General features: G+C 61.5%; 26 protein-coding genes and 2 pseudogenes. 7 read left to right on the forward strand and 21 right to left on the reverse strand.

The window, feature by feature from the left end; genetic code table 11:
• Positions 1-60 precede the first annotated feature (60 nt).
• Together C4J86_RS24765 and C4J86_RS24770 are read right to left on the reverse strand one after the other, a co-directional pair.
• Positions 61-639 carry a YceI family protein gene (locus C4J86_RS24765; protein WP_124372138.1) on the reverse strand — a complete coding sequence of 193 codons (579 nt, stop codon included), beginning with the start codon at positions 637-639 and terminating at the stop codon, positions 61-63.
• A 32-nt stretch (positions 640-671) separates the two neighbouring features.
• A complete protein-coding gene (locus C4J86_RS24770; protein ID WP_124364774.1) occupies positions 672-1,223 on the reverse strand; it encodes a cytochrome b in 552 nt (183 codons plus the stop codon).
• Between the two features lie 272 nt (positions 1,224-1,495).
• Between C4J86_RS24770 and C4J86_RS24775 the strand changes: the two genes are divergently transcribed.
• A complete protein-coding gene (locus tag C4J86_RS24775) occupies positions 1,496-2,902 on the forward strand; it encodes an adenosylmethionine--8-amino-7-oxononanoate transaminase (RefSeq protein ID WP_124372139.1) in 1,407 nt (468 codons plus the stop codon).
• Between the two features lie 84 nt (positions 2,903-2,986).
• Positions 2,987-3,706, forward strand: coding sequence for a 16S rRNA (uracil(1498)-N(3))-methyltransferase (locus C4J86_RS24780; RefSeq protein ID WP_124372140.1), 720 nt, complete (start codon positions 2,987-2,989; stop codon positions 3,704-3,706).
• A gap of 138 nt (positions 3,707-3,844) precedes the next feature.
• Here the strand turns inward: C4J86_RS24780 and C4J86_RS24785 are convergent, their stop codons facing one another.
• The 3 genes from C4J86_RS24785 to C4J86_RS24795 are packed head-to-tail and all read right to left on the reverse strand — an operon-like array spanning position 3,845 to position 6,373.
• Positions 3,845-4,747, reverse strand: a complete 903-nt coding sequence (locus tag C4J86_RS24785) for a transporter substrate-binding domain-containing protein (protein ID WP_124372141.1) — start codon at positions 4,745-4,747, stop codon at positions 3,845-3,847.
• 24 nt (positions 4,748-4,771) lie between these two features.
• On the reverse strand, positions 4,772-5,122 hold the full coding sequence (locus tag C4J86_RS24790) for a RidA family protein (RefSeq protein WP_124372142.1): 351 nt from the start codon (positions 5,120-5,122) through the stop codon (positions 4,772-4,774).
• 9 nt (positions 5,123-5,131) lie between these two features.
• Positions 5,132-6,373, reverse strand: a complete 1,242-nt coding sequence (locus tag C4J86_RS24795; protein ID WP_124372143.1) for a D-amino acid dehydrogenase — start codon at positions 6,371-6,373, stop codon at positions 5,132-5,134.
• Positions 6,374-6,480: 107 nt separating this feature from the next.
• On the opposite strand from C4J86_RS24795, the gene C4J86_RS24800 reads away from it, so the two are divergent.
• Positions 6,481-7,383, forward strand: a complete 903-nt coding sequence (locus C4J86_RS24800; RefSeq protein WP_124372144.1) for a LysR family transcriptional regulator — start codon at positions 6,481-6,483, stop codon at positions 7,381-7,383.
• 76 nt (positions 7,384-7,459) lie between these two features.
• Here the strand turns inward: C4J86_RS24800 and C4J86_RS24805 are convergent, their stop codons facing one another.
• Positions 7,460-8,077, reverse strand: a complete 618-nt coding sequence (locus C4J86_RS24805) for a hemolysin III family protein (RefSeq protein WP_124372145.1) — start codon at positions 8,075-8,077, stop codon at positions 7,460-7,462.
• A gap of 144 nt (positions 8,078-8,221) precedes the next feature.
• Here C4J86_RS24805 and C4J86_RS24810 point away from each other — a divergent pair, with 144 nt between their 5' ends.
• Positions 8,222-9,142, forward strand: coding sequence for a LysR substrate-binding domain-containing protein (locus C4J86_RS24810; protein ID WP_124372146.1), 921 nt, complete (start codon positions 8,222-8,224; stop codon positions 9,140-9,142).
• A gap of 119 nt (positions 9,143-9,261) precedes the next feature.
• On the opposite strand, the gene madM is transcribed toward C4J86_RS24810, so the two are convergent.
• The 9 genes from madM to mdcA all read right to left on the reverse strand — a co-directional run bounded on the left by madM (position 9,262) and on the right by mdcA (position 16,391).
• Positions 9,262-10,026, reverse strand: a complete 765-nt coding sequence (madM, locus tag C4J86_RS24820; RefSeq protein ID WP_046069909.1) for a malonate transporter subunit MadM — start codon at positions 10,024-10,026, stop codon at positions 9,262-9,264.
• A 1-nt stretch (position 10,027) separates the two neighbouring features.
• Positions 10,028-10,432, reverse strand: coding sequence for a malonate transporter subunit MadL (gene madL, locus C4J86_RS24825; RefSeq protein ID WP_124364782.1), 405 nt, complete (start codon positions 10,430-10,432; stop codon positions 10,028-10,030).
• 67 nt (positions 10,433-10,499) lie between these two features.
• Positions 10,500-11,399: a malonate decarboxylase subunit epsilon gene (mdcH, locus tag C4J86_RS24830; RefSeq protein ID WP_124372148.1), complete on the reverse strand. Its 900-nt coding sequence runs from the start codon at positions 11,397-11,399 to the stop codon at positions 10,500-10,502.
• Positions 11,396-11,992, reverse strand: coding sequence for a malonate decarboxylase holo-ACP synthase (locus C4J86_RS24835; protein ID WP_124372149.1), 597 nt, complete (start codon positions 11,990-11,992; stop codon positions 11,396-11,398). The genes mdcH and C4J86_RS24835 overlap by 4 nt, the downstream gene beginning before the upstream one ends.
• The gene (gene mdcE / locus C4J86_RS24840) at positions 11,986-12,756 is read right to left on the reverse strand and encodes a biotin-independent malonate decarboxylase subunit gamma (protein WP_124372150.1); all 771 of its coding nucleotides are present in this window, start codon (positions 12,754-12,756) and stop codon (positions 11,986-11,988) included. The genes C4J86_RS24835 and mdcE overlap by 7 nt, the downstream gene beginning before the upstream one ends.
• On the reverse strand, positions 12,753-13,595 hold the full coding sequence (locus tag C4J86_RS24845; RefSeq protein WP_124372151.1) for a biotin-independent malonate decarboxylase subunit beta: 843 nt from the start codon (positions 13,593-13,595) through the stop codon (positions 12,753-12,755). The genes mdcE and C4J86_RS24845 overlap by 4 nt, the downstream gene beginning before the upstream one ends.
• Positions 13,588-13,887, reverse strand: a complete 300-nt coding sequence (locus C4J86_RS24850; RefSeq protein WP_124372152.1) for a malonate decarboxylase subunit delta — start codon at positions 13,885-13,887, stop codon at positions 13,588-13,590. The genes C4J86_RS24845 and C4J86_RS24850 overlap by 8 nt, the downstream gene beginning before the upstream one ends.
• Positions 13,887-14,720 carry a triphosphoribosyl-dephospho-CoA synthase gene (locus tag C4J86_RS24855; protein WP_124372153.1) on the reverse strand — a complete coding sequence of 278 codons (834 nt, stop codon included), beginning with the start codon at positions 14,718-14,720 and terminating at the stop codon, positions 13,887-13,889. The genes C4J86_RS24850 and C4J86_RS24855 overlap by 1 nt, the downstream gene beginning before the upstream one ends.
• Positions 14,721-16,391, reverse strand: coding sequence for a malonate decarboxylase subunit alpha (gene mdcA, locus C4J86_RS24860; protein WP_124372154.1), 1,671 nt, complete (start codon positions 16,389-16,391; stop codon positions 14,721-14,723). It abuts the gene before it with no gap.
• A gap of 401 nt (positions 16,392-16,792) precedes the next feature.
• On the opposite strand from mdcA, the gene C4J86_RS24870 reads away from it, so the two are divergent.
• A complete protein-coding gene (locus tag C4J86_RS24870) occupies positions 16,793-17,350 on the forward strand; it encodes a GNAT family N-acetyltransferase (RefSeq protein ID WP_124372155.1) in 558 nt (185 codons plus the stop codon).
• On the opposite strand, the pseudogene C4J86_RS27175 reads toward C4J86_RS24870, so the two are convergent.
• Both C4J86_RS27175 and C4J86_RS27180 read right to left on the reverse strand, forming a co-directional pair.
• A pseudogene (locus C4J86_RS27175) lies at positions 17,332-17,778 on the reverse strand (hypothetical protein). The gene C4J86_RS24870 and the pseudogene C4J86_RS27175 overlap by 19 nt on opposite strands.
• Before the next feature lie 50 nt (positions 17,779-17,828).
• Positions 17,829-18,067, reverse strand: a pseudogene (locus C4J86_RS27180) (DUF6124 family protein).
• Positions 18,068-18,576: 509 nt separating this feature from the next.
• On the opposite strand from C4J86_RS27180, the gene C4J86_RS24885 reads away from it, so the two are divergent.
• Positions 18,577-18,855, forward strand: a complete 279-nt coding sequence (locus C4J86_RS24885) for a type II toxin-antitoxin system RelE/ParE family toxin (RefSeq protein WP_065938127.1) — start codon at positions 18,577-18,579, stop codon at positions 18,853-18,855.
• 14 nt (positions 18,856-18,869) lie between these two features.
• Complete coding sequence (locus C4J86_RS24890; protein ID WP_020301914.1) at positions 18,870-19,157, forward strand: HigA family addiction module antitoxin; 288 nt, start codon at positions 18,870-18,872, stop codon at positions 19,155-19,157.
• Between the two features lie 174 nt (positions 19,158-19,331).
• On the opposite strand, the gene C4J86_RS24895 is transcribed toward C4J86_RS24890, so the two are convergent.
• From C4J86_RS24895 to C4J86_RS24910, 4 genes are all read right to left on the reverse strand, one after another.
• Entirely contained in the window at positions 19,332-19,751 is a 420-nt protein-coding gene (locus C4J86_RS24895; RefSeq protein ID WP_124372156.1) for a hypothetical protein, read from the reverse strand.
• A complete protein-coding gene (locus C4J86_RS24900) occupies positions 19,729-20,112 on the reverse strand; it encodes a polymorphic toxin type 44 domain-containing protein (protein ID WP_124372157.1) in 384 nt (127 codons plus the stop codon). The genes C4J86_RS24895 and C4J86_RS24900 overlap by 23 nt, the downstream gene beginning before the upstream one ends.
• Before the next feature lie 331 nt (positions 20,113-20,443).
• On the reverse strand, positions 20,444-20,899 hold the full coding sequence (locus tag C4J86_RS24905) for a chemotaxis protein CheW (RefSeq protein ID WP_124372158.1): 456 nt from the start codon (positions 20,897-20,899) through the stop codon (positions 20,444-20,446).
• The gene (locus tag C4J86_RS24910; protein ID WP_124372159.1) at positions 20,892-26,705 is read right to left on the reverse strand and encodes an Hpt domain-containing protein; all 5,814 of its coding nucleotides are present in this window, start codon (positions 26,703-26,705) and stop codon (positions 20,892-20,894) included. The genes C4J86_RS24905 and C4J86_RS24910 overlap by 8 nt, the downstream gene beginning before the upstream one ends.
• Positions 26,706-26,715: the final 10 nt, after the last annotated feature.

Here is a 26,715-nt window from a genome sequence, read left to right on the forward strand (position 1 = left end):
TGACCCACCGCTATCGGGAGCAAGCCCCCTCCCACAAAGGCCCGCATTGTCAGGCGGACATTACTTCTGCTTCACACCTTCCAGCGAAATATCCAGGTCGACGGTCTGCGAAGTCGGGCCAGGGCCTTTCACGCCGAAGTCGTTCAGGTCGATCGTGGTCTTGGCGTTGAAGCCAGCACGCTCGCCGCCCCATGGGTCCTTGCCCTCACCGTTGAAGGTGGCCTTGAAGGTCACAGGCTTGGTCACACCGTGGAACGTCAGGTCGCCGGTCACGTCAGCGGTTTTGTCGCCGGTGGATTTAACCGCGGTGGACACAAACTTGGCGTCGGCAAACTTGGCTACGTCGAGGAAGTCTTTGCTGGCGATGTGCTTGTCACGTTCAGCGTGGTTGGACCACAGGCTGGCGGTTTTCACGTCGACTGCGATTTTGCTGGCTTCAGGCTTAGCCGAATCCCAGCTGAAAGTACCATCCCAGTCCTTGAAGGTACCGTGGATGTAGCTGTAGCCCAGGTGGCTGATTTTCCAGTCGATGAAGGCGTGCTGGCCTTCCTTGTCGATCTTGTAGTCAGCAGCCATCACCTGACCTGCGGACAGCAGGGCGGTACCGATAGCCAGAGCAGCGAGAGTCTTTTTCAACATGTTTTCTATTCCTTGTGAGTCGAGGTTGAACATCAGGCTTTGCGCCCCAGCATTCGCTTAAGGGTCACATCACGATCGATAAAGTGGTGTTTCAGCGCAGCCACGCCATGCAAGCCGGCGAAGACCACCAACACCCAGGCGAGGTACAGGTGCACCACGCCGGCGGTGTCTGCCTGGTCCGGTAGCCCGGAAACCACGGCAGGAATCTCAAACAGGCCAAACACCGGGATACCGACACCGTCTGCGGTGGAAATCAGGTAACCGGCAATCATCACGGCAAACAGCCCCACATACAGGAACGCGTGACCAAACGCGGCGCCGATGCGGGTCAGCCGGCTGTAGCTGGCCAGCGGTGCGGGCGGCGGGCTGACCAGGCGCCAGACGATACGTACCAGCATGATGGCGAAGAGCGTGATGCCAATGCTCTTGTGCAGGTCCGGCGCGTCTTTGCGCCAGGCACTGTAGTAATCGAGACCGACCATCCACAGGCCCAGGGCGAACAATCCAAATACCACCAAGGCCACGCCCCAGTGCAAAACCATGCTGACCCAGCCATAGCGGGCCGATGAATTGCGTAACTGCATGAACTTAATCCCGTAAGAACTGTGCCCAAGACTAGCGCTTTACCTATCGAATTAAAGCGAAAAATTTCGCTTTGAAATATCGAGAAATGCGATCTGAAGGCTATGCATCATAAATTAACAAGGGATTAAGACTATTCCCAAGAAACGTGACAGACCGTCCTGCATTTACCGCGAATTTCCCCACAATGGCTTGTGACCCACGCCACCATTGCATAGGCTTGCGCGATTGTTTCGCCCGCGCAGGTTGCGGGACCGCTTCGAGGAGATCACCGATGGGCTTGAACAACCAGTGGATGCAACGCGACCTCGCGGTGCTGTGGCATCCCTGCACCCAGATGAAAGACCACCAGCAACTGCCACTGGTCCCGATCAAGCGCGGTGAAGGCGTATGGCTGGAAGACTTCGAAGGCAAGCGCTACCTCGATGCCGTCAGCTCTTGGTGGGTCAACGTGTTCGGCCACGCCAACCCGCGCATCAACCAGCGCATCAAGGATCAGGTCGACCAGTTGGAACACGTGATCCTCGCCGGCTTCAGCCATCAGCCGGTGATCGAGCTGTCCGAGCGCCTGGTGGCGATGACCCCCGAAGGCCTGACGCGCTGCTTCTACGCCGATAACGGCTCATCGTGTATCGAAGTCGCGCTGAAAATGAGCTTTCACTACTGGCTCAACCGTGGTCTGCCGAACAAGAAGCGCTTCGTCACCCTGACCAACAGCTACCACGGTGAAACCATCGCGGCGATGTCGGTGGGCGACGTGCCGCTGTTTACCGAAACCTACAAGGCATTGTTGCTCGACACCCTCAAAGTGCCGAGCCCTGACTGCTACCTGCGCCCCGAGGGCGTGAGCTGGGAAGAGCATTCGCGCACGATGTTCCAGGCCATGGAACAGACCCTGGCCGAGCACCACGACAGCGTCGCCGCCGTGATCGTCGAACCGCTGATCCAGGGCGCCGGTGGCATGCGCATGTATCACCCGGTGTACCTCAAGCTGCTGCGCGAAGCCTGTGACCGTTATCGCGTGCACCTGATCCACGACGAAATCGCCGTGGGCTTTGGCCGCACCGGCAGCATGTTCGCCTGTGAACAGGCCGGCATCCGCCCGGACTTCCTGTGCCTGTCCAAGGCCCTGACCGGCGGCTACCTGCCGCTGGCCGCCGTGGTCACCACCGACGACGTGTACGACGCCTTCTACGACGACTACCCGACCCTGCGCGCCTTCCTGCACTCCCACAGCTACACCGGCAACCCGCTGGCCTGCGCGGCGGCCCTGGCCACCCTGGATATTTTCGAAGAAGACAACGTCATCGAAAACAACAAGGCCTTGGCCCAGCGCATGGCCACGGCCACGGCGCATCTGGTCGACCATCCGCATGTGTCTGAAGTACGCCAGACCGGCATGGTCCTGGCCATCGAGATGGTGCAGGACAAAGCCACCAAGACCGCCTACCCCTGGCAGGAACGCCGTGGCCTGAAGGTGTTCGAGCACGCCCTGGAACGCGGCGCGCTGTTGCGACCGTTGGGCAGCGTGGTGTACTTCCTGCCGCCGTATGTGATTACCCCGGAGCAGATCGATTTCCTTGCCGAGGTTGCGAGTGAAGGCATCGATATCGCCACCAACAGCAAGGTCAGCGTTGCCGTGCCGAAGGATTTTCACCCAGGCTTTCGCGACCCAGGTTAACCATGATCGTTCCCACGCTCCGCGTGGGAATGCAGCCCTGGACGCTCCGCGTCCGCTCTGCACACCCTTTTCCAGAGAACACATATGAAACTGTCCCGCTTTTTCACCGACACCCCGCTGAGCCTCGGCGATCACGAGTTGCCCGAGGCGCAGGCGCATTACATCAGCCGTGTGCTGCGCATGAGCGAGGGCGACGCCGTGCAACTGTTCGATGGCTCCGGCCAGGAGTTTCTCGGCAGCTTGCTGGAAGTCGGTAAAAAACGCGTCAGCGTGCAGCTCACGGAAAGCTTCAAAGGCCAGGCCGAATCGCCGCTGCATATCCACCTCGGCCAAGGTCTGTCCAGGGGCGAGCGCATGGATTGGGCGATCCAGAAAGCCACCGAACTGGGCGTCAACGCCATCACCCCGATTTTCAGCGAGCGTTGCGAAGTGCGCCTCAAGGACGAACGCGCCGACAAGCGCCTGCTGCACTGGCGCCAGGTGGCGATCAGCGCGTGCGAGCAATGCGGGCGTTCGACGGTGCCGGTGATTCACCCGCCGCTGTTACTGGCGGACTGGTTGAAGCAAACCGAAGCGGATTTGAAGCTGGTGCTGCACCCAGTGGCCGAGCCGATGGTCAGCCATGCCAGGCCTGCGAGCCTGGCCTTCCTGATCGGGCCTGAGGGTGGGCTGACCGACGGCGAAGTCGAAACAGCCCAAGGCGCCGGCTTCCACGCCGCCCGCCTCGGCCCTCGCGTGTTGCGCACCGAGACTGCACCGGTGGTCGCCTTGGCCGTCGCCCAACAACTCTGGGGCGACTTCTAACTACCCCTTTGCAAACCCAGTCAACACTGTGGGAGGGGGCTTGCTCCCGATAGCGGTAGATCAGCCAGCACCTGTATCGGCTGACACACCGCTATCGGGGGCAAGCCCCCTCCCACATTTGGATTGGGTTACCAATTTTTACTCCACTGGGTCGCTGACTGGCTTGGCGATAATCTGCTTTAACTCCGTAGTCATCGGGAATTCCAGATTCAAGCCCTTCGGCGGAATCGGTTGTTCAAACCAGCGCTGGTAAATCCCGTTGATCTCCCCCGAGCGGTACAGGTCACCGAGCGTCTCATTGACCACCGCAAGAAACTGCGGATCATCCTTGCGCACCATGCAGCTGTAGATCTCCCGCGACTGCTCCTCGCCCACCACCACCCAGTTGTGCGGGTCCCGGGCCTTGGCGCGTTCGCCGTAGAGCAGCGCGTCATCCATGTAGAACGCTACCGCACGGCCGGTCTCGAGCATCTTGAACGCCTCACCATGGTCCTTGGCGCTGATGACAAACATATTGGCCTTGCGTTCGGCGTTGTAGCTTTTGAGGAATCGTTCGTTGGTGGTACCGGCGGTGGTGACCACGTTCTTGCCGTCAAGGTCGGCAAAGCCCTTGATGCCGCTGTCCTTCGCCGTCAGTAATTGCCCCTTCACGTAAATAAACCCGTAGGAAAATGCTACCTGCTTCTGCCGGTCAGCCGTCACCCCGGTAGAGCCGCATTCCAGGTCGACGGTGCCGTTCTGCACCAGCGGAATCCGGGTCTGTGAGGTCACCAGGGTGTACTTGACGTTGAGGTTGGCCACCCCGGTTTTCTGCTGGATACGCTCGACGATCTTGCTTGCCAGGTCCACTGAATAGCCCATGGGTTTGCCAGTGTTATCACCCACGTAGGAAAACGGCACCGACGCATCGCGGTATCCCAGGGTGATGGACTTGGTGTTGGCGATCTTGCCCAGGGTGCCCTCCAGCGGCGCTTGGGCCCCATGGGCCTGTGCGCCGAACAAAAGTCCCAGGGTGCAGCCGGTCAACAGGATTCTTTTCATTGTTATGCTCCGTTGGTCTTTGAATTATTTACGTACAGCAATCACGCTGATTTCCACCAGCACATTCGGCCGCGCCAGCTCCACTTGCAGGGTGGTGCGTGTAGGCGCCATCCCCGGCGACAGCCACGCGGACCACACCTCGTTCATCGGCGCAAAACCGCTGCCGATGTCCTTCAGGTAAATCGTCGCGTTCAGCAGGTGATCCTTGTCGCTGCCCGCCTCGGCCAACAGTGCATCGATTTTGGCCAGCACTTCGCGGGTTTGCGTCATCACGTCCTGCCCTTCGCCCGGCACCTGGCCCGAAAGGAACACCAAGTCCTTGAAAGTGACTGCGCCACTGAGACGCTCGTTGCTGCTGATTCGGTTGATGGTCATGGGGCATCCTCAAGTGGCGCGGGGCGTCAGGCCCTGCATGTCAATGGAAGGAACCTGTTGGTTGATCAGTTCAGCCAACAGTTGGGCGCTGCCGCTGGCCAAGGTAAAACCAAGGGCGCCGTGACCGAGGTTCAGCCACAGGTTGCGATAGACACTGGCACCAATCAGCGGCACCCCAGTCGGCGTGGCCGGGCGCATACCGGCCCATTCAACCGCGTGGGCGTAGTCGCCGGCATTGGGAAATGTCTCCAGGGCCTGGCGTTTCATCAAAGCCAGGCGCTTGGGCTCAAGACCCGCGTCGAAGCCGACAATGTCCACCATGGCCGCGACCCGCAGTTGCTCACCGATGCGCGCGTAGACGATCTTGCGATCGTAGTCCGTGATGCTCACATTCGGCGCCCGGTGCTGCGCGCCAATCGGCACGCTCAGGCTATAGCCCTTGAGCGGATACAGCGGCAGCGACAACCCCGGCAAGCCCAGTTCAGCGCTGCGATGCCCTGCCGCCAGCACCAGTTGCTCGACCGGCATCACCTCATCATCCAATTGGAGGGCGTGCACCACACCGTCGGTATGACGAATCCGGGTAACCTTGCGCCCCAACAAAAATGTGCAACGCCCCGATGCTTCCAGCCGCGCCGCCAATTGCTGGCAAAAGGCATGACAATCCGCTACTTCCTCGTTGGGCGTGTAGATCCCGCCGACAAAACCATCACCGGCCAGCGCCGGCTCCAGGTGCGCGCAATCGGTAGCGGACAACACCTGCTGTTGCAGGACATTGGTCACTTTACTGCGGGCATGTTCAAAGGTATTGGCGTTGCGAAACGTCACCAGCTTGCCATTGCGTCGCCAATCGAAGTCGTCCAGGCGGTCCTCCTCGCGCCATTGCTGCAAGGTGTCCTGGCTCAGGGATGCCAGGCGCAGCAAGTGAGCGGCATTGCGCTGGTTCACCGAACTACGACAGGCGCCGATAAAGGCGGCCATCCAGCGCCATTGCTGGGGATCGAGACGCGGGCGCAGCTTCAACGGCGAGTCACCGCGCAGTAACCAGCCAATCGCTTGCAGCGGCACCCCAGCGTCGGCCAGCGGCGCAACATAGCGGTAGGACAACTGCCCGCCATTGGCGTAACTGGTTTCACTGCCCAGGCTGTCGCGCGCCTCGATCAGCGTCACGCTATGGCCGGCACGCACCAACGCATAAGCGCTCGCCAGGCCGATAACCCCACCGCCAATAATGCAAACCTGCCTGGCCATCCCCGCCTCCCGCCGTTAATTGACAGCGCTCAGCGTAGAGCCAGGTGACAGGCCACCGACAATGAATAAAGATGGCTCACCTATAAACAAAGGTTATGGGACTCGCCATGCGCTTGCGTCATATCGAAATCTTCCAGGCCATCCGCCAGACCGGCTCTATCAGTGCCGCCGCGCAGTTGTTGCACGTCTCGCAACCGGCGGTGACCAAAGTGTTGCAGCACGCCGAACTGCAACTGGGCTTTGCGTTGTTCCTGCGGGTACGCGGCAAATTGCAGCCCACGCCGGAAGCCCTGGCGCTGGAAAGCGAAGTCGAAAAAGTCAGCGCAAGCCTGCAAGGTGTGCGGCGCCTGGCCAAGAGCTTGCGGCGCGAACCGGGGCAAAGCATCCGCATCGGTGCGATCCCGGCGTTGGCGCTGTCGCTGCTGCCGCCGTCAATCTTGGAATGGAAGCGTGATTACCCGGACATCGCCTGTGAGCTGTCCAGCGACCATAGCGGCGAGCTGGTGCAGAAGCTGTTGATGCGCGAGATCGACCTGGCGTTGACACTCACGTTCTCCGGCCATCCGGGGCTCACCACCCAGGTGCTGGCCAACGGCGTGCTGGTAGCGCTGGCGTCAAAAGGCTATTGGTCGGACGCTGAACGGCACATGCCCTTGCCGCTGGCCGAACTGGCCGGCGCGCCCTTGATCGGCCTGTCCAGCGCTGACCCGCTGGCGGCGAAGCTGGGCAGCTACCTGGAAAATGTCGACCCGCCGCCACGGGTGACGATCTCGGTGCAAACCTATTCCCTAGCCCGTGCGATGGTCGAATCCGGCGCCGGCCTCACCGTGATCGATCCGTTCACCGCGCTGGGTGCTTCAACGGCCACCACCCACATCCGCACGCTCACCCCACCGCTGCCGATCACCCTCTACGCACTGACTCGCGCCAACGAGCCCCCGCCGCATATGCTGGCCAGGCTGCTGGAGATTGTCGGCAGTCGCGCCTGTGAGCTGTTGAACCGTCTCTAAACACACCCGAGATCCAATGTGGGAGGGGGCTTGCCCCCGATGACGGCGGATCAATCCATACAAGTGCTGGCCACATTCAAAGCACGTAATGCATGATCGCCACAAAATGCAGCAGGCTGCCGCCGATCACAAACAAATGCCAGATGCCATGGGAATGACGCAGGCGATCCTCCAAAGCAAAAAAGATAATGCCAACGGTGTACAACACCCCACCCGCCGCCAGCCAGGTAAACCCTGCCGTACCCAGCGCGGCGAGCAGCGGCTTGACCGCCACCAGCACGATCCAGCCCATCACCGCATAGATCACGATCGACAGGATGCGTTTCTCCGAGCGTGGCTTGATCTCTTGCAGGATGCCGATCACCGCCAGCCCCCACACAATCCCGAACAGCGTCCAGCCCCACGGCCCGCGTAGCGTGACCAGGCAAAACGGGGTGTAGCTGCCGGCGATCAACAGGTAGATCGAAAAGTGATCGACCTTCTGCATGATCTCTTTTCGCCGCCCGCGCACGCTGTGATACACGGTGGACGCGCTGTACAGCACCATCAAGGTAAAGCCATAAATCGCCACACTGACGATTTTCCAGGGGCTGCCGTCCAGGCTCGCCACCACCAACATCCACACGACGCCAATACACGCCGCGACTGCACCGAGCAAATGGCTCCAGGCGTTGAATCGTTCCCCGTGGTACATCTGCAACCGACCTCCCGTGACCAATAAGGGTTGGCTGGCAAGCCTCCAGCCTTCGTCATAAGAGTGCAAGCGCCTTATGACGTTCCGAGGACGCCGAGCGCATTTGCGGGCACAATCGAGAGCATTCGAACAAGAGCCACGGCCATGTTGATCGACGAAGAATTCACCCTCAAAAAGCTGGAAATCTTCCTGGCATTCATGCGCACCGGCAACCTGGCCCGCGCCGCCGCCGAGTTGCAAACCAGCAACGTCAGCGTGCACCGCGCCATTCATTCGCTGGAAAACGCCCTGCGCTGCCCGTTGTTCAAGCACGAAGGGCGCAATCTCACGCCGCTGGAAAGCGCCTACGTACTCGAAGAGCGCGCCCAGAAACTGGTGGCCGATGTGGTCGACAGCGTACGCCTGACCCGCGAAGCCGCCGGCTTTTCCGCCGAACGATTCAAGCTGGGTTCGCTGTATTCATTGACGGTCAAGACCGTGCCGCAACTGATCATGGGCCTGAAAATCAGGCGCAGCGAACTGAATATCGACCTGATCCTGGGCTCCAATTTCGACCTGCTCTACAAGCTCAAGAACATGGAAGTGGACGCGATCCTCATCGCTCTCGACGACCATGCGAACGACCCGGACTGCGCGCAGATTGCGCTGTTCAGCGACGATATCTTCCTCGCCACTCCAGCCGACTCCCCCTTCGACCGCGAACAGCAGATCGACCTGGCCGACGTGCGCGACGCAACCTTCATCACCCTCACCCAAGGCTTTGCCACGCACCAGGACGGCAACCGCGTGTTCAAGCAGGCCGGGTTCGAGCCGAAAGTGGCGATGCAGGTCAACGACATCTTCACGCTGCTGAGCATGGTCAGCTCGGGCGTGGGTTATGCGCTGCTGCCGGGCAGGATTGCAGCGGTGTATGAGAACCGCGTGAAGCTGATACCGCTGCAGCCCAGGTATCGGCTGCAGCAGCATATCGGCGTGGTGTTCTTGAAGGCCAAGGAGCGCGATCCGAACTTGCTGGCGCTGTTGGCGGAGTGCCGGATGTATGCCAATCGGCAGGGGTCAGCCTGAGCTGATCGTTCCCACGCTCCGCGCGGGACACGCCTCCTGGGACGCTCCGCGTCCCGACTTCAAGAGCGGACGCGGAGCGTCCAGGGCTGCATTCCCACGCGGAGCGTGGGAACGATCACTCAGCCCACCAACCCCCGCACAATGAAGTACAGCAGCGAAGGCCCGAGCAAACACCCAAGCCCGGTATGAAATGTCGCCGTCAGCGCGCCATACGGCACCAACCGCCGATCCGTCGCCGCCAGCCCCGCCGTCACCCCGCTCACGGTGCCGGCCAAGCCACCAAACACCATCGCCGAACGCGGGTTGTCCAGGCCCATCCAGCGCGCCGCCACCGGTGTGCCGACCATCACCAGAATCGCCTTGATCAACCCGGTGGCAATCGACAGCGCCATCACATCCGAGGTCGCGCCAATCGCCGCTCCGGTCACCGGGCCGACAATGTAGGTCACCGCGCCCGCGCCAATGGTGGTCATGCTGATCGCATCGCGATAACCGAACGCCCAGGCCATGCTCGCGCCGACGATGAATGGCAGGATCGTGCCCAGCAGCAGCGCAATCACACCGATCATGCCGGCTTTGCGCGCCTCGGTCGCCTGCACTTCAAACGCCGTGGCAACAATGGCGAAATCCCGCAGCATCGCACCGCCCATCAGACCGATACCAGAGAACAGGGCCAGGTCCGCCAGGCCCTTCTGCCCACCCGTGAGCGTGCCGCCGACCCAGGCCAGCACCAGGCCGATGACGATGGCAATCGCCGAGCCGTGGATGCGCCCGAACGTAAGGCGCTTGGACAGCACCACGGAAATCCACATCACCACGCCCACAAAGGCAAACGCAGTGATCAGACCGTTATGCTCCAAGCCTTTCTCGATGAGGTCCCACATCTCAGCGACCTCCCGCAGGAACGATCAGCGGCTCTTCGGCGGGCAGAGGCTCGCCCCTGTGCGTGCGGCTGATCAAGGCGATGGTGCAACCACAGACCACCACCGAACCAATCGCCGCCAGCACCGCGACCGGGCCGCCGTGCAGGGCGGTCACGACGTTTTGTTGCGCGGCCATCGCCACCACCACGGGAATGTACATGGCGCCCCAGAAGCCCACGCCCATCTCGCACTCCTTGGTCATGCCGCCGCGCTTTTGCATCCACAACCGTGCGCAGATCAGCAGGATCATGGCGATGCCCACGCCGCCCACGTTGGATTTGACGCCTAGTAAAACGCCGAGCATGTCGCCCATGATCACGCCTGCAAGCGTGCAGATCGCCAGCAATGCCACACCGTAGATAATCATCGTTGTTGTCCTCAAAGTGCTCGATCGAAATTGTTGTTGTTGTGCTTCGAAAGCCTTGGGTAGTGCTTTATCGGTGGCGGCGCTCCTCCTCTTCCAGCAAGGCCTGCAAGGTGTCCAGGCGCGCGCCTTCGCAGGCGATCACCGTGCCTTGTTCGAACACGCGGCGTGACAGGCCGGTGAGCACGGCGCCCGGGGGCAGTTCGATTTGCAGGCGCACACCGCGCTCATAGGCGCTTTGTACGGTGCCGCGCCAATCGACGACGCGGCACATGTTGAAGGCCAGGTCGTCGCAAAGCTGTTCGGGGTTGTGGATCGGCCGCGCGCGGGTGCTGCTCAGGTAGGTGATGCGCGGCGGCTTGAGCGGAACGAAGGCCTGGGCGAGAACCTTGGCGGGTGCATCCAGCAACGCGCAGTGAGACGGCACGCTGACGGCCAGGCGCCTGGCGATGCCGTTGCCTTTGATGCGCGCTGCCACCTGCTTCATCGCCTCGTCGCTGCCGGCGATGACCGTTTGGCTATCGGCGTTGATATTGGCCAGGTACACGGGGGTTTGCGCGCTGTGGATCTCGGCCAGCAACGTTTCAACGGTGGATAACTCAGGGCCTATCAGCGCGGTCATGCCGTAGCCCTGTGGATAAGCCTGCTGCATCAACTCACCGCGCAGGCTGACCAGCCTGACGGCGTCGGCGAAATCCAGCGCGCCGGCGATGACAGCGGCGGGATAGGCGCCGATGGACAGGCCCGCGACGTAATCCGGGGTGCGCTCCAACAGACGGGCGTGGGCAGTGCCGGCGATCAACAGGCACAGTTGCACGGCGCGGGTACTGGCCAGGGCTTGCGCCGAATCGAGCAGGCGCACGTTTTCGCCAAGGGCATCGCTGGCTTCCTCCAGCACAGCTTCGGGCAGCGACTGGAGCATGCTTGGTCGTTGGGCACCCTGCCCCGGAAACACCAGCAGGCTACTCATGCCACGGCCTGCCAGGGGTCGAGCACCAGGTGTGCGCCGCTGGCGGTTTTCAGCAGCACGCGGGGTGAACCGCTGGCCCATTCGCGCAAGGCGACGGCGCCGAACGGGGTTTGCAGTTGCAGGTCGACGGCGCACTCTGCCCTATCAAGCATCGCCAGGAGGTCTTCAGCATCATCGCGGGCCAAAGGTTCGGGCGTGCGCAGAAGCAAATCCAGGTCACTCTGGGCATGCAGCGCTTCAATCCCGCTGGCCAACTCGAAACCCGCGCTGCCTGTGACGCCCCACGTTTCCTGCGCCAGCACCGGCCGCAGTTGGTCGAGCGCGCGCAACGCCGGTAAATCCCTCGGCGAAATCACCCCGCGCAACGCTTCCGGTGTCACCCGCCGCCGCACCGACGCCAGCGGCATCCACCCGGCAAAACGGTGCTCGCGCAAACGCCCGCGCACACCGATCGCCACATAACCCGGTTCGGCGATGGCACGGCGCACCACCACCGGGTGGCCGGCACCGAGCGTCTCCCGCACCCAGGCCGGTGCGTCGGCGGGCACATGCGCCGGGGTCATGCCCCAGAGCAAGTCGTGGGCGTTCACCATTGTTCCCGCAGCAGTTGGCGAACGTGGCTGGAGGCTGCGCGATTAGTCGCGCCGAGGCGTCCGCTCAAATCGGTGCTGCCGACATCCTTGATCGCATTCGCCAGGCAATCGCTGACCCGCGCCACATCGTCCGCCGTGGGCTGTTCAATCTGGCTGACGGCCAAGGTTTCCCAGAGCAAGCCGAGGCTGGCATAACTGTCGATGTCGTAGGCCATGGGCGGCACGCTGGCGGCCAGGGCTTCCAGCTCTTCGATGCTGCGCAGCGTTACCCGCGCCGCCGAAGCCTTGCCCATGGCGTGCACCATCACGCCGGGGTCACGCAGGGCGATCAGGCGGTTGGCCTGGTAACCGTGGGCCAGGAACGCACCGGACATGGCCTTGCCCACCAGCAATGCGATCACCGGATGCCCGGCGAGACGGGCGCGAGCGTAGCTGTCGGCAGCAGCGGCCAGGGCCTGATGGATGCCGAGCGCTTCTTCGCGACGGCCGTAGGCTTGGCTGGGCACATCGACGATGGCGATGATGGGCCGCTTGTCGCCTCTCGCGACGGCCTCATCGACGGCCTTGGCCAGGCCCCAGCCTTCGAGCAGGCCGACTTCGCCATTGCGCGCCCGGGGGAAGCGGTTTTGCGCGTCCGTGACCACGGCGACAAAGCGCACCTTTTGCTCACCCAAGACCGCGTCGGCAACCCGCAGCGACGCCGGCAAACCTGCTACAGGCGCAGCGCCGGCGCTCAATGCGTTGAACCACTGCAAGCCCCTCATGAGCGTTCTCCTTGATACAGCTCGCGCACCGTCGCCGGGTCGATTTGCGGTACGGCGTCCAATTCGGCCAAGCGTGTGAGGTAATAATCGGCCTGGCGACTGCGTTGTTGCGCGGGCACGCCTTGCTGCAACAACGCATTGACCGTCTGCTGGATCTGCGCCACATCGTCGGCCACGTAACGGTCGGCCAGGCCGCTGTTGAAACGCTGTTCGCCGCCGGTGAGGCTCCAGATAAAGGGCCTGTCGCGCGAGTCGTATTCTTCCAGCCCGGCTTCCTGTTCGATCACTTGCGGACCATTGAGGCCCAAGCGCGCTTCACGGGTGAGGACGAGGTAGCTGCACAGCCCGGCCGCGATGGACATGCCACCGAAACACCCCACGCTGCCCGCCACCACGCCGATCACCGGCTGGTACTGGCGCAGGTCGACAATCGCCGCGTGTATGTCGGCAATCGCAGCCAGCCCCAGGTTCGCTTCCTGCAGCCGCACACCACCGGTTTCCAGCAGTAGCACGGCGCGGGTCGGGACGCCGGTGCGGTTATCTTCAGCCGCCAGTTCCAGGGCCCCGGCGATTTTCGCGCCGCCGACTTCACCGAGGCTGCCGCCCTGGAAGTTGCCTTCAATCGCTGCAATCACCACAGGCAAGCCGCCGATGCTGCCCTTGGCGATCACCACGCCGTCATCGGCCTGGGGCACCACACCTTGGCGGCTGAGCCAGGGCGACATGACGCGCTGGAAGGGGTCGATCAGTTCGCGAAAAGTACCGGCATCCAACAAGGCCTTGGCCCGCTGCCGCGCACCCAGTTCGACAAAGCTGTGTTTGGCGAGCAAGTCAGTCATGGCCGATCTCCTCGAAACCCTGCTCCAGGCGCAAGCGCACCACGCCGGGGGTGGCGCCGAAATCGTGGATATCAATGTTCAGGGCCGGTGGTGTCTGCTCCTGAAAGATGCGTTCGAACAGGTGCTGCCAGCGTTGTTCGGCGCCATTCACCGAGGTCTGTACCTGGATGGTCAACGTGCCGGCGGTGCCCGGTTCCAGCAGCACTTCAAGGTCGCCGGAGCCGACGCACCCCACCAGCGCGCGGCCTTTTGCTGGCTGCCCGGCGGGGAATTCAAAGGATAAGGTTTCCATCACAACGCTCCGTCGAGGCGGTCGATAAACAGGCAGGCGGCCAACAAATCGGCGGCGCCGCCGGGAGAGGCATTCAGGGCCAGCAGTTGTTGGTCCAGCGCGTGCAGTTGGCGGCGACCGACGAGGCTGGCGCTGCCGCCGGCGTCGAGCACGGCCTGGGCGCCGCGCTGCATGGCCCGCAGGCCTTCCAGGCCAGCGCGGTAGAGCACGCAGGTGTCGGCCAGGTTGGTCATGATCGCGAGCAAGGCGTCGAGACGCGCGTTCTGTTCGCCCACGTTCTGCAGGCGGCTTTTGTGCAATTGCGGCAGGCCACGTTGCACCACTGACGGGAAGCCCAGTTGCGCTTCTTCACGGGCACCGCGCGCACCATAACGTTGGGCAACCTGTGCGCCGTGGCTCAAGGATCGCGGGGCGTAGCGGTCGTTGAGCAGGGCCAATCTGGCGGCGTTCAGCGGGATGGCGCGGGGCTCCAGCGCTGCCGCTGCCGTCAGTAAACCGAGGGCCCAGATCGCGCCGCGATGGGTGTTCACGCCATGGGTGGTCGCGAGCATTGCCTGTTCACCCTCGCGGCCGATTCGCCCGAGGGCTTCACGCAGGGGCAACCCGATTTCACCGAACTCAAGCGCAGCCTCGGCCATTGCCTTGAACATCGGCCACAGCGACAGCGCCGACGCGTGCATCAGCCCCAGGTGCAAATCACTGTGGGCTCCGTTGCCGCGACGGTCCACCAGGGCCGGTTTGGGCGACAGGTCGGCTTCGTCGATCAGCGCATCGACGGCCATATCCGCCAGGCGATCGGCCAGGCTCACTTCATGCAGTTTGAGTGCGCGCATTTACCAGCTCCTGAATTTGGCGGGCGGGTTGTACAAGCCACCGGACCACTCCACCAGGTCGGCCACGCTCTTGGCGGCCAGCAGTTCACGGGTGGCGTCGGTGCGGCGGATGCCCAAGTCTTCGGGCAAGGCAATCAAGCCTTCACGGCGCATGCGGGCGGTGTCCTTGGGGTTATGGCGCAGGCCGATGGCGGTCACCCCGGCGACGGCGGCGATCATCGCCTGGCGTTCTTCCAGAGACCGGGCCTTGTAGAGGTAGGCGATGCCTTCTTCGGTGAGCAGGTGGGTGACGTCGTCGCCGTAGATCATGATCGGCGCCAAGGGCATGCCGCTTTTGCGTGCCACTTCCACCGCATCGAGGGTTTCGACGAAGGTGGGCTTGCCGCCTTCCTGGAAGGTCTCGACCATCTGCACCACGAGCTTTTTGCCGCGCTCGAGCAGTGCGACCGGCGCATCGTCGTGGCGCATATCCAGCCAGGCCGGCGTGCCATGACGGCGGCCGCGTGGGTCGTGGCCCATGTTCGGCGCGCCGCCAAAGCCAGCGAGGCGGCCACGGGTCACGGTGCTGGAATGGCCATCGCCGTCGACTTGCAGGGTGGCGCCGATAAACAGGTCCACCGCGTATTGGCCAGCCAATTGGCAGAACATGCGGTTGGAGCGCATCGAGCCGTCACGGCCGGTGAAGAACACATCCGGGCGCGCGGCGATGTAGTTTTCCATGCCCAGTTCGGTGCCGAAGCAATGCACGCTTTGCACCCAGCCGCTTTCAATCGCGGGAATCAGCGTGGGGTGCGGGTTAAGGGTCCAGTTGCGGCAGATCTTGCCTTTGAGGCCGAGGGATTCGCCGTAGGTGGGCAGGATCAATTCAATGGCGGCGGTGTTGAAACCGATGCCATGGTTGAGCGACTGCACATTATGTTTTTCGTAGATGCCACGGATCGCCATCATCGCCATCAGCACATGCACCGGTTTGATGTGGCGCGGGTCGCGGGTGAACAGCGGCTCGATGTAGAACGGCTTGTCGGCCACCACCACAAAATCGACCCAACTGGCTGGGATGTCGACGCGAGGCAGGTCAGTGACGTCATCCACCAACTGGTTGACCTGCACGATAACGATGCCATCGCTGAACGCGGCCGGCTCGATCAGCGCCGGCGTGTCTTCGGTGCTGGCGCCGGTGTAGATGTTGCCGGCACGGTCGGCCATGAAACCGGCGGAGAGCACCACGTTGGGGATCAGGTCCACCACCAGCCGTGCATAGAGTTCGATGTAGGTATGGATCGCGCCGATTTCCAGCAGGCCGTCTTCGAGCAACTGGCTGATGCGCAGGGATTGGGTGCCGGCGAAGGAAAAGTCGAGCTTGCGCGCGATGCCCTTTTCAAACAGGTCCAGGTGCTCGGAGCGCCCGACGCTGGGCATGATCATGTGCAAATCATGGAGCTTGGCCGGGTCGGCCTTGGCCAGGGAGCGCGAGAGGAAATCGGCCTGTTTCTGGTTATTGCCCTCAAGCACCACGCGGTCGCCGGGCAGGATCAACGCCTCAAGCGCCTCGACGATCCGGTCACTGGGCAATACCGTCCCGTCTGCAAACGGTTTAACCAGCCCGAGCCGCCGCTGCTTCTCGTCGCGCCGCCGCGTCCAGCGCGAGTCGGGGGTAGTTATTGTTGTCATGGTCGCTCCACGGGGTTTGCTGTCGTGGGCTGTACCTTAGGAGTGATTCAGGGGGGCATCAATCAACCTGGGTGATGGATTGTTACGGCGGGGGTAATGAACCTACAAACAGGAGATATGCGCTGAGATGCTGAAATGTTCAGAAATATTAACCTTTTAATTTCAGACCCTGCATGACCGTTGAATAAAAGTGCATTCTCAATGCATATAAATTTACTGTCTAACATTGGAAAACAAGCTAATACCTTTTTTACATGAGGAAAATATTCAGCTTTTCCATGAATGCGGGTTTTCTCACATAGAGCCGTATTATTCTTTTTTAAATTTCAGGGGATACCTTTGCCTATAAAGGCAACCCTAGCTGCTTTAACTATCTTCAACTCCACGCCAGGCGCTTACTCATGAAATATTCCACCATTCCACAAGCACTATTAAACGGTGGAAGAATACGACTAATACCGCCAGCATTGAAGCGCGCAAAAGAAATGCATGCTCTCATATGTAACTTCGACCTCACCCACAAAGAATTTCTGACTTGGGCAAATCAAAACATCAGCCTTGAAGAAACTTACTTAAATATGCAAAAGGCGAAGATAAATTTCAAATTAGGGACAAGTGAGTATAAATTCTTAATTATCGAAAAAGGCTCCCAACTGTTAGTTGGCTGCATAAGCTTATTTATTCGCAATCCGAGCATTCCTTCTTTTGAGATAGGATACTGGATAGGTAGTAATAGCCGTGGCAACGGATATGCGGCAGAAGCATGCGGATTAATTCGTAAAATAGCCACTACTCGCTTAAAAGCAAAAAGGGTTGAAATCAAAACTGCTCGAAGAAACGTTCGTAGTATTAAGGTCGCAGAACGCTGTGGTTTTCAATTAGAAATGGTGATCCCCAACGCGCGATTCGATAATGCTGGGGTAATGGATGACACTTGCATCTACGCGTACCCGATGTAAGCGCGCCGAATTTCACATAAGCCGCCGCCCATTTGCGCTCCAATTAGGTTGATCTTGTCCTGCTGTACGACCCGTTGCACAAAACTGTTCCCGGCCTTCCATTTGCCGGTCCAGTCTTCCGGGGTGTAAAGCGTCGGGTTCGGCCCAGTTGCTCTTCCCGTCCAGGCTCAACGTTTTGCGCACGATGGCCAGGAGCTCCGAATAGATCGGGCATTGGGGATTGGCTTGATAGTGGGTCTGGTTGCCTTGGCGCATCATGCTCAAGATGCCCGCCGACTTCAACCGCTCCAGTTCACGGGTAAGGCTGCCCTGCCCACTTGTGCCCACCGGGCAATTTCGTTAGTGAAGAAACTCTGATCGGGCTTGCCGAACAGCAGCCCAAGCACCTTTTGCTGGGTGACGGTGAAGAGCGCAGTGCTGAGCGGCAAGGTGGTGCATGGCGTCGACCAAAGATTCCCAAAAAGGGAACGATCAAGCTTTAAGCTTTTGAAGAAGGGGACATCTGTTCCAGTGCTTGATCTACCAATAGCTGTCCGAACTCAGCCATTTGCTGAATCCCCAGCATGATCGCGCGCGGGGAAGCGTCCAGGTCGAAGGCCAGATTGCAGGTAAGTGCGTTCAGGGAGGACAGGGTTTCGCTGGCGTTGACCAGCAGGGTTTCGGTGTCTTGGTGGGGGGTTACGGTGAAAAGGGCGGATTGGGGGTAGGTTTGACCATGATTTACAGCTCCGATATGTGATGGAGACTGCCCTCTTTCACTTGCACGCGAATAAGGTGGCAGCTGTACGCAGGTGTGCAAGACCGGGCATATCGGACCCCGGCAGACCCCAAGGGATCTCCCACGCACAGCCGCCATAACATATACAGCAGGCATAAAAAACGCCCGTTGAATGGCTATGGGCGCCGATGCGCCGACATGTAACCGGACTTGCACGTCCGTGTCACCGTTTTTTGCGATGACGGGACGAAGACTAGGCGCGCGGGCCTCTCATCACAAGTTCATGCGCGGCCCAAAATCTTGCAGGAAAAATCCTAAGCCCACACCCACTGTCATCCTTCCGATAGGCAGCAAAGAATGCTCCGACAGGCTTTTCAGGTTGTTGCTCGGAACTCGCCTCTCTAGCCTTTTCCATCCGAATCGTGCCACGGGCAGAGATCATGAATCCGACCGTTAAACCCGATGCAAGGCCATTGCAGAGCGTGATGCATCACATCACAATCGTGCCATGATTGTCAGCTGGAAACATAAGGGACTCAGGGCCTTCTATGAGACCGGTTCAACCAGAGGCATCAACGCAAATCATGCAAAGCGCTTGCGCCGCGTTCTGCTCATTCTGGACAAAGCCGAGCACCCAGATGCACTGGACCTACCCGGCTGGCGCTTCCATCGTTTGAAGGGCGACCTGATCGACTACTGGTCCGTCAGCATAAGTGGTAACTGGCGCATCATTTTTCGGATGTTCGACGATCAGGTCGAACTGGTCGACTATCTTGACTACCACTGAGTAGAGGCATCGATATGGGTATGCATAACCCACCTCACCCAGGTGAGATCCTGCTTGAAGATGTGATCCCCGCCCTGGGCATCACCATCACCGAAATGGCGCGACGTCTTGGTTTCGCCCGTGAGACGTTTTCAAGGATCTTGCATGGCCACGCCCCGGTCAGCCCGGACCTCGCCGTCCGGTTGGAGCGGGCCGGTGTGAGTACAGCCCAGTTATGGTTGTCGATGCAGAGTGCCTACGACTTGTGGCAGGCCGAGCATCGGGAGCAGCCGGTGATTGAGCGGTTTGCGCGGATTGATTGAAAATGGAGAAAGTGGGAGGGGCTTACCCCCATAGCAGTGGGTCAGCTAACAAATTTCTGGCTGATACACCGATATCGGGGGTTTTAAGCCCCCTCCCACATCTATCTGATAGCAGTCCCCGAGAAGGTCACGCGCGGACCAAAATCTTGCAGGAAAAATCCGAGGGCTGGCCCATCACAACACCATCATCACCTTGACCTTTCCCAGGCCTTCCAGTGCATAACTGTGGTACTCATACACTTCTCCCTGAATAACCAGCTGCAGGCCCCCCCCTTCATTATTGACTTGGACATCCGGCTCTTTTGTTTTGAGAAAAGGGGGTGCAGACACTAATGCGCTGAGGATTTCCTGATCACTTCCCAAATCCTTATGCACGTAGTACCTGTAGGAAAACCCCACCGTCGCACCACCTTGGCTATCTCGCGCACCATAGATCGACATACCGTTGCCCAGGGAATGCTTCAACACCACTTCATCCAAGTCCGGTGTTCCGGGCGACAGGATCCAACTGCCGCCGATATAGATCAGGCAGACCACAAGCAGGCAATTACGCAGAACAGGCATGAGGCGCTCAGTGGCCTTGCGAAATGGCATATTCAATACCTCTTCTTATCCAATATTGGTCCCGTGGGTCATCACCAAAAGGCTCACCGCCCCACCATGATCCAAAATCCGGACGGGTCGTTTTGGCGACGGTTTGAGCGACACCGGCGGCTCGCAGCAACACATTTTCGGGAATGCCCAGCACCGTGCCCGTAGCACCGTAATTGAAGTTACCAAAAGCTTCGTACTGACGCCCCCGCTTCTTGTAGTTCCATGGGCCGGCTGCACGAACTTGGGAATAAAACCACGAATAGGCGAATGCCGAACCGGGCTTGAGATGAATGCGCTTGCATTTGGATATCGCCATGTTTTCAAGCATTGAAACACCAGGCGGCATTAATGGTACGGCCATTTGCAGGTCCATGCTGGCAGTGAGGAGCGCAGAACTTAGCCACCCCGCTCAGGCCTGAAAACCCAATAAATACAAATGCAGAACTCGCCGACAACAACCACATCTCATTCCTACAAGATGTTCAGGTTGTTGCTCGGAACCTTTCTCTCTAACCTTTTTTTCATCCAACCCCACCACGGGCGATCCTATTGTTTGAGGTCTGGAGATGAGCACAATCAGTGTGGGAGGGGGCTTGCTCCCGATAGCGGTGGTTCAGTGACAGTTGCTGAGACTGGCACACCGCCATCGGGGGCAAGCCCCCTCCCACATTGGATTTTCATAGGGCTTGGGTTCAGGCCAGTCCGGACTCGGCCAGTAACTCTTCAAGCCCCATCAAGTCCGGCACCTTCGCCACATGTTCGCCCACCTGTACCGCTGCCAGCTCCAGCGGGCACAGCGGGACGTCCACGTAGCTCAGTTCACTGTCGAGCTTGTACGAGCGCGGGATTCCCTGGATCACCAGCGCAATGAACTTCAACGTCGGCCGCCCACCCAGTGCATTCAACACGACGATGCGTGAACGCTCGCCGGTCATGCTGGCTTCGCCGCACACGGCTTCGAAGCTGATCAAGGGGATTTGCCGATCGCGCCAGGTCACCTGGCGCAGGTACCACGGCGGTGCATCGCTGGCCGGTTCGCCGCGCTGGAAGTCGATCAGTTCGGCTACCGCAACGTTGGGCACTATCAGGTGACGGTCAGCCAGCGGCAGCAACAGCCCGGTGAGTTGGCTTGCGCGATGGTCAAGCATGGGACTTGCTCCAATACGCGATGCTTTCCAGCAGCACCGACTCCTGGTACGGCTTGCCGAGGTAGTCGTTGACGCCGATGGCCATGGCGCGATCGCGGTGTTTCTGGCCGGTGCGCGAGGTGATCATGATGATCGGCAGGCGCATCAGGCGTGGATCGTTGCGCACCTGGATCGCCACTTCAAAGCCGTCCATGCGCGGCATTTCGATGTCGAGCAGCATCAGGTCCGGGGTGTGTTCCTCGAGCACGGCGAGGGCGTCGATGCCGTCCTTGGCGGTCAGCACGTTCATGCCATTGCGCTCCAGCAGGCGGCTGGTGACTTTGCGCACGGTGACCGAGTCGTCCACCACCAGCACCAACAGCGGGCGCTTTTTCAGCGGGTCGTTGAGGATCAGCGGCGCATCCACCGACTGCGCCGGCAACGCCGGTTGCCGCGCGCGGATATGCGCCAGCAGGTCGATGATCAACACCACGCGGCCATCGCCCAGGATCGTCGCCCCGGACAAGCCCTGAACGCCGGCAAACTGCGGCCCCAGGCCCTTGACCACAATCTCGCGGGTCCCGGCCATGGCATCCACATGCACCGCCACGTGTCGCTCATTGCACTGCATCAGCAACACCGGCACCGGCTGGTACTGGCCGAGCAGTTTGGGACGGCTGACGGTGTGCAGCAGGTCGCCAAGGTAAAACAGTTCGTAGACTTGGCCGGCATAGGCATAGCGCGGCGGATCTTGCTGGTAGTGCCCCGCCAGCTCATGGGGCGGCACGCGCACCAGGCCGTCGATGGTATTGAGCGGAATCGCATACTGATCGTCCGCGCACTGCACCATCAGCGCACGGTTGACCGACACGGTAAACGGCAGGCGAATCCTGAAATGCACACCCACGCCCGGGATCGAGTCGATCACCATCGAACCGCCAAGCTGGCGCACTTCTTCGTGCACCACGTCCATGCCCACACCGCGCCCGGAAATCTGGGTGATCTTTTCCGCCGTGGAAAACCCCGGTTGCAGGATGAACTGCAGCACGTCGCGGTCGCTGATCTCTTGATTGGGGTCGAGTAGGCCGCGTTTGATCGCCTTGCGGCGCACAGCTTCGAGGGGCACACCGGTGCCGTCGTCGCGCATGTCGAAGACGATGTCGCCGCCTTCGTGGGTCAGGTCCAGGGTGATGCGCCCCTTCTCCGGCTTGCCCGCCTGCAGGCGCACCTCACGGGACTCCAGGCCATGGTCGACGGCGTTGCGCAGCATGTGTTCCAGCGGCGCCGCCATGCGTTCCAGGACGTTGCGGTCCATTTCGCCCTCGGCATTGCCGACCACGAACTCGACGTCCTTGCCCAGCTCGCCGGCGACCTGGCGCACGATGCGCTTGAGGCGCGGCAGCATGCGCTCGAACGGCACCATGCGCGTGCGCATCAGGCCTTCCTGCAACTGGGTGTTGATACGCGCCTGTTGCTGCAGCAGGTCATGGGCGTCTTGATTGCGGCGCTCGAGGGTTTCCTTGAGGTCGAGCAAATCGGAGGCCGATTCGGACAGCGCGCGGGACAACTGCTGCAATTGCGAATGGCGATCCATTTCCAGCGGGTCGAATTCTTCGTAGCCCAGGCGTTCGGCCTCGGCCTGCTGGCGGCTGAAAAGCCGGCTCTGGGTTTCGGTGTCGAGGCGGCGCAGTTGGTCGCGCATGCGCTCGATGGTGGTTTCCACTTCCGTGAGCGCAGTGCGTGCGTCGTTGACCTGTTGCTCGATACGGCCGCGGAAGATCGATGTTTCGCCGGCCAGGTTGACCAGGTCGTCGAGCAGTTCGGCGGAGATCTTCACCATGTCGGCGGCCGGATCGACCGCCGCTTCCGTCTTACCCACCGACAATGCCACCGGCACTACCGGCTCATCGCTGGGATGCACCAAGCTTTTGATGCGCTCGATCAGCTTGTCCACCGAGCCCACTGGCAAGCCGTCCGCCACCGCATCAATCATCTGCGCCAGCCGGTCGTGGCAACCTTGCAGCAGCGCGAACAGCTCGGGTGACGGCGCGAGCAGCCCTGCGGACAGCCCCTCGTAGAGAAACTCCAACTCGTGGGCCAGGTCGCCAATCGGGCCTATCTCGACCATGCGTGCGCCGCCCTTGAGGGTGTGCAGGTCACGCAGCAGGGTTTCCACTTCCTGGCGGTTGCCGGGTTCGGCCTGCCAGCGCAGCAACGCGCTGCCGGAGCTGTCGAGAATATCGGCGGCTTCCTCGAGGAAAATATCCAACAGTTCGGGGTCGGCACCCGAGGCTTCCGGTGATGCAACCGGGGCCGCCGGAAGGCTGCTGTGGCGCAGTTCGCGCAACCGGGCGACCAGCTCGGCGCTGTCGCTCAGGGGCTGATGCTGGTGCAGTTCGTCCAACTGCAAGGCCAGGCGTTCGTGGCTGGCCATCAGCAGCTGGGACAGCTCGGTGGAATAGCTGTAGCGGCGGTCTACCAGACCCTCGTAGACACATTCCAGCTCCTGGGCCAGGTCGCCCACCGGGCCGATTTCGGCCATGCGCGCACCGCCCTTGAGGGTGTGCAGGTCCCGCTGCAACGAGGACAACGGCGCCAGGCCGTCGGGCTCCAGCAACCAGCGCTTGAGCGATTGACCGGCGCTGTCGAGGATGTCCACCGCCTCTTCAAGGAAGATGTCGACGATCTCATCGTCCATCGCCGTGTGCCGGTTCAGCGCTTCGGTCGCGGCACCCAGCTCGGCGACACTCAGGCCACGGCTGCCGTCACGTTTGATCAGGCCGGTGGCGGAGGGATCGAGGGCGTCATCCAGCAACGCGCGCAGGGCCTGTACCCGTGCCGGCGCCGGGCTGATTTCCTGCCCGGCCGCCAGTTGGTCGAGCATATTGATCAGCGCTTCATGGGCCTGCTCGGCCTCCTGGAAGAACCGCTCGCTGACCGCCAGGCTGCTTTCTTCCACCGCGCCATACAGATCAAGCAAGGCTTCGCACAATTGATCGATAGGGTGCAGGTCGGCGATGTGCGCGCCCTCGCCCAGGGTGGTCAGTTCGTCCAGCAGCGCGGTCAGTTCCTGGCGCTCGCCGGGGTGTTGCTGCCAGCGGCGCAGCAGGCTTTCGGCGTCGAGCAGGATGTCCATGCCCTGGGCCAGGAAGTTGCTGATCAGTTGCGGGTCGCACTTGACGCGCAGGCCGGTGCCGGGGGCGTTGAGCAGGTTTTCGAGCTGTTGGTCCAACAGGCCTTGGGTGCGCGTGATCAAGTCTGCGGCGCCCTTGATCGGCGCCAGGGGATCGCCGTCCAGGTCACGCAATCCCTTTTGCAACAGGCCCTCGGCTTCCAGCAACAACTCGATTTCGTCCAGGTCCAGCGGCACACGGTGCGCCTTGTATTCGCGGGTCAGGTGGTCGAGCGGACGTACCAATTCGGCAATCGGCAACACGCCGGCCATGTAGGCGCTGCCCTTGAGGGTATGCAGGGCGCGTTGCAATTCATCACTGACCTGCAGCGGCAGGTGTTCGGCGGCCTGTTGCAGGAACTGGTCGAGGCTGTCCAGATGGCTCTGGGCTTCATTGCGGAAGATCTCCAGCAACATCGGGTCGTGGGGCTCGGCAACCGGTACCTGGGCGCCGCTGGCCAACCCGTGGGCGCGGGCAGCGAGGGCGTCGACCTCATCGCGCTGGCGCTGGTCGTCGGTGGCGAAGTCGGCGATCAACTCCGGCAGCAGCGCCACCGCGTCATCCAGCACCTGCTGCACTTCAGGGCCCATGGCGACGTTGCGCTCAAGCACGCGGTTGAGCAGGTTTTCCACGGCCCAGGCCAGTTCCGCCATCACCAGGGCGCGGACCATACGGCCGCTGCCTTTCAGGGTGTGGAAGGCACGGCGCATTTCGCCCTGGGCGGTTTTTTCAGTGCTGTCAGGCAGGTAACGGTGCAGCACGTCGAGGACTTCATCGGCTTCCTCGAGGAAGACTTCGCGCAACTCATCGTCAATCGGCGCTTCATCGGCTGGGGGCGGCTGCAGGCTGCCTGGACGCTGCAGGGCCGGCGGGTTAAGGCGCGAGGTGGGACTGGCCAGCGCATCGAATTGGGATTGGCTTGGCGCGCTGTCGCCGGACAGGGCGCCGTCGGGCGCAGCCAGTGCCTGGCGCCAGGGTTTTTCCACCGGCAGGTAGCCCAGCGCACTCAGGCCCTGGGTGGCCAGTTCCAGCACTTTTTCCCCAGCGGCGTCGGGGTCCTGGAGCATGCGTTCCAGGTAGTACTCCAGGCTGCTGATCACCTCGGCGAAATGCGCCAACGGCGCTTCGCCGGGCGCGGTATCGTTGACCATCAACTGCTCATCGACATAATCGGTACAGCCGCGCATCAAGCTCGCCGCGCGAGGCAGTGGAATCATCGCCAGGGCGCCGCGCACCTGGCTCAGCAGCTCCGGCAGGGATTCCAGACGTTGGCGGTCCCAATCGGCCTCGATGCAATCGATCACCAACTCTTTGGCCTGGCGCAGGCATTGGCAGGACTCGCGGATCACCAATTGGTGGATCTGGGTCAGGTCGGTGGTCGGCAGACGGCTCTCTTCGCGGCTCTCCGGCTCCACCGTGCCGACCATCCCGGCCAACGTGGCTTCGACGTAGAGCAACGCCCCGGCAACGTCCATCAGTACGGCGTCACTGGGTTCGCGCTGGCCCTGCACCAGGCTCAATACCACGGCGAGCTGGTCGATGATCACTTTACGCGGCTGGCCGAAACCGAGGACCGCCAAGGTGTCGGCGATCTGCCGCAGCGGCGCCAGCAGCGGGTCAAGGTCCTGGGTGTGCTGGCGGTCGCTGCGCACGAACAGATCGAGGCGTTCCTTGACCCGCACCAGCTCTTCGCACAATGCGCCGAGCACCGAGCCCATGGCGTTGCGGTCCGCCCCGGCCAGGCGCGCCCGCTCGGCATCGACCACGGCACTGTCGGGCAGGGCCTCATCCAGGCCGTAGCGCTCCTTCAGGCTTTGCATGCGCGGCGTCGGCCGGGTGACTTTGGCGACGTAGAACAGCAGGCTCTTGAGCAACTCATCCGGCGCCGGCTGGTTGATCCCGACAATGCCCTGGGCCAGCAGGCGCTTGAGTTGCTTGCCGCTGGCCTTGAGCAGGCTGCGCAGTGCCGGGCTGTTGGCGATCACCCCGGTGAGCATGCCTTCGACCAACGCCGAGGTGACCTGCCACAACGGCAACAGCGGCGCGCCCTGGCACAAAGCTTCGAGGCGCGCGAACACCCGCGCCATGTCTTCCAGGTTGCTCGGGCCGTGGTCCTCGCGCAGCAACCCGGCCAGGGCTTGCTGCAGCAGTGCGTGCCATTGGCGCAGTTGTTGGTGAATGTCCGGCGGTGTGCGTTGAGCCAGCGCCTCATCGGGCAGCGGTGCGATCGTCAGCAGCTGCGGGCTGAACAGGCTGGTCTCCGACAGCAGGCTTTCACCGCGGGCGCTGCGCAAATCGTTGAGCAGCGGCAACACCACCAGCGGCAGGTCGCGACGGGCGCTGTGCACGCGGTCCAGGTACAGCGGCAATTGGCCGAGGGCCTGTTGCAGCAGGCGGATGCTTTCGTCGCGCTGGCTGACCTGCCCGGCCTGCAGCGCGAGCGCCAGGGCTTCGATCTCTTCAGCCAGCAGGGCCGCGCCGTAGAACTCGACCATTTGCAGCGCGCCGTGCACCTGGTGGATACCGGCCAGGCACGCATCAATGCCGTCGCCGGTTTCAACATAAGCGTCCAGCGCCGAACGGGCCTGTTTCAGGGTTTCGGCAATGTCGCCCTTGACCCATTCGAGGGCCACGTAGTCGTGCCGATCAACCATAACTGCTCCG

Source organism: Pseudomonas sp. R2-7-07, assembly GCF_003852355.1.
Classification (GTDB): domain Bacteria; phylum Pseudomonadota; class Gammaproteobacteria; order Pseudomonadales; family Pseudomonadaceae; genus Aquipseudomonas.

Coding starts and splice junctions, on each gene's coding strand:
- C4J86_RS24765 (WP_124372138.1), bottom strand. CDS start 639: ATGTTGAAAAAGACTCTCGCTGCTCTGGCTATCGGTACCGCCCTGCTG.
- C4J86_RS24770 (WP_124364774.1), bottom strand. CDS start 1,223: ATGCAGTTACGCAATTCATCGGCCCGCTATGGCTGGGTCAGCATGGTT.
- C4J86_RS24775 (WP_124372139.1), top strand. CDS start 1,496: ATGGGCTTGAACAACCAGTGGATGCAACGCGACCTCGCGGTGCTGTGG.
- C4J86_RS24780 (WP_124372140.1), top strand. CDS start 2,987: ATGAAACTGTCCCGCTTTTTCACCGACACCCCGCTGAGCCTCGGCGAT.
- C4J86_RS24785 (WP_124372141.1), bottom strand. CDS start 4,747: ATGAAAAGAATCCTGTTGACCGGCTGCACCCTGGGACTTTTGTTCGGC.
- C4J86_RS24790 (WP_124372142.1), bottom strand. CDS start 5,122: ATGACCATCAACCGAATCAGCAGCAACGAGCGTCTCAGTGGCGCAGTC.
- C4J86_RS24795 (WP_124372143.1), bottom strand. CDS start 6,373: ATGGCCAGGCAGGTTTGCATTATTGGCGGTGGGGTTATCGGCCTGGCG.
- C4J86_RS24800 (WP_124372144.1), top strand. CDS start 6,481: ATGCGCTTGCGTCATATCGAAATCTTCCAGGCCATCCGCCAGACCGGC.
- C4J86_RS24805 (WP_124372145.1), bottom strand. CDS start 8,077: ATGTACCACGGGGAACGATTCAACGCCTGGAGCCATTTGCTCGGTGCA.
- C4J86_RS24810 (WP_124372146.1), top strand. CDS start 8,222: ATGTTGATCGACGAAGAATTCACCCTCAAAAAGCTGGAAATCTTCCTG.
- madM (WP_046069909.1), bottom strand. CDS start 10,026: ATGTGGGACCTCATCGAGAAAGGCTTGGAGCATAACGGTCTGATCACT.
- madL (WP_124364782.1), bottom strand. CDS start 10,432: ATGATTATCTACGGTGTGGCATTGCTGGCGATCTGCACGCTTGCAGGC.
- mdcH (WP_124372148.1), bottom strand. CDS start 11,399: ATGAGTAGCCTGCTGGTGTTTCCGGGGCAGGGTGCCCAACGACCAAGC.
- C4J86_RS24835 (WP_124372149.1), bottom strand. CDS start 11,992: ATGGTGAACGCCCACGACTTGCTCTGGGGCATGACCCCGGCGCATGTG.
- mdcE (WP_124372150.1), bottom strand. CDS start 12,756: ATGAGGGGCTTGCAGTGGTTCAACGCATTGAGCGCCGGCGCTGCGCCT.
- C4J86_RS24845 (WP_124372151.1), bottom strand. CDS start 13,595: ATGACTGACTTGCTCGCCAAACACAGCTTTGTCGAACTGGGTGCGCGG.
- C4J86_RS24850 (WP_124372152.1), bottom strand. CDS start 13,887: ATGGAAACCTTATCCTTTGAATTCCCCGCCGGGCAGCCAGCAAAAGGC.
- C4J86_RS24855 (WP_124372153.1), bottom strand. CDS start 14,720: ATGCGCGCACTCAAACTGCATGAAGTGAGCCTGGCCGATCGCCTGGCG.
- mdcA (WP_124372154.1), bottom strand. CDS start 16,391: ATGACAACAATAACTACCCCCGACTCGCGCTGGACGCGGCGGCGCGAC.
- C4J86_RS24870 (WP_124372155.1), top strand. CDS start 16,793: ATGAAATATTCCACCATTCCACAAGCACTATTAAACGGTGGAAGAATA.
- C4J86_RS24885 (WP_065938127.1), top strand. CDS start 18,577: ATGATTGTCAGCTGGAAACATAAGGGACTCAGGGCCTTCTATGAGACC.
- C4J86_RS24890 (WP_020301914.1), top strand. CDS start 18,870: ATGGGTATGCATAACCCACCTCACCCAGGTGAGATCCTGCTTGAAGAT.
- C4J86_RS24895 (WP_124372156.1), bottom strand. CDS start 19,751: ATGCCATTTCGCAAGGCCACTGAGCGCCTCATGCCTGTTCTGCGTAAT.
- C4J86_RS24900 (WP_124372157.1), bottom strand. CDS start 20,112: ATGGCCGTACCATTAATGCCGCCTGGTGTTTCAATGCTTGAAAACATG.
- C4J86_RS24905 (WP_124372158.1), bottom strand. CDS start 20,899: ATGCTTGACCATCGCGCAAGCCAACTCACCGGGCTGTTGCTGCCGCTG.
- C4J86_RS24910 (WP_124372159.1), bottom strand. CDS start 26,705: ATGGTTGATCGGCACGACTACGTGGCCCTCGAATGGGTCAAGGGCGAC.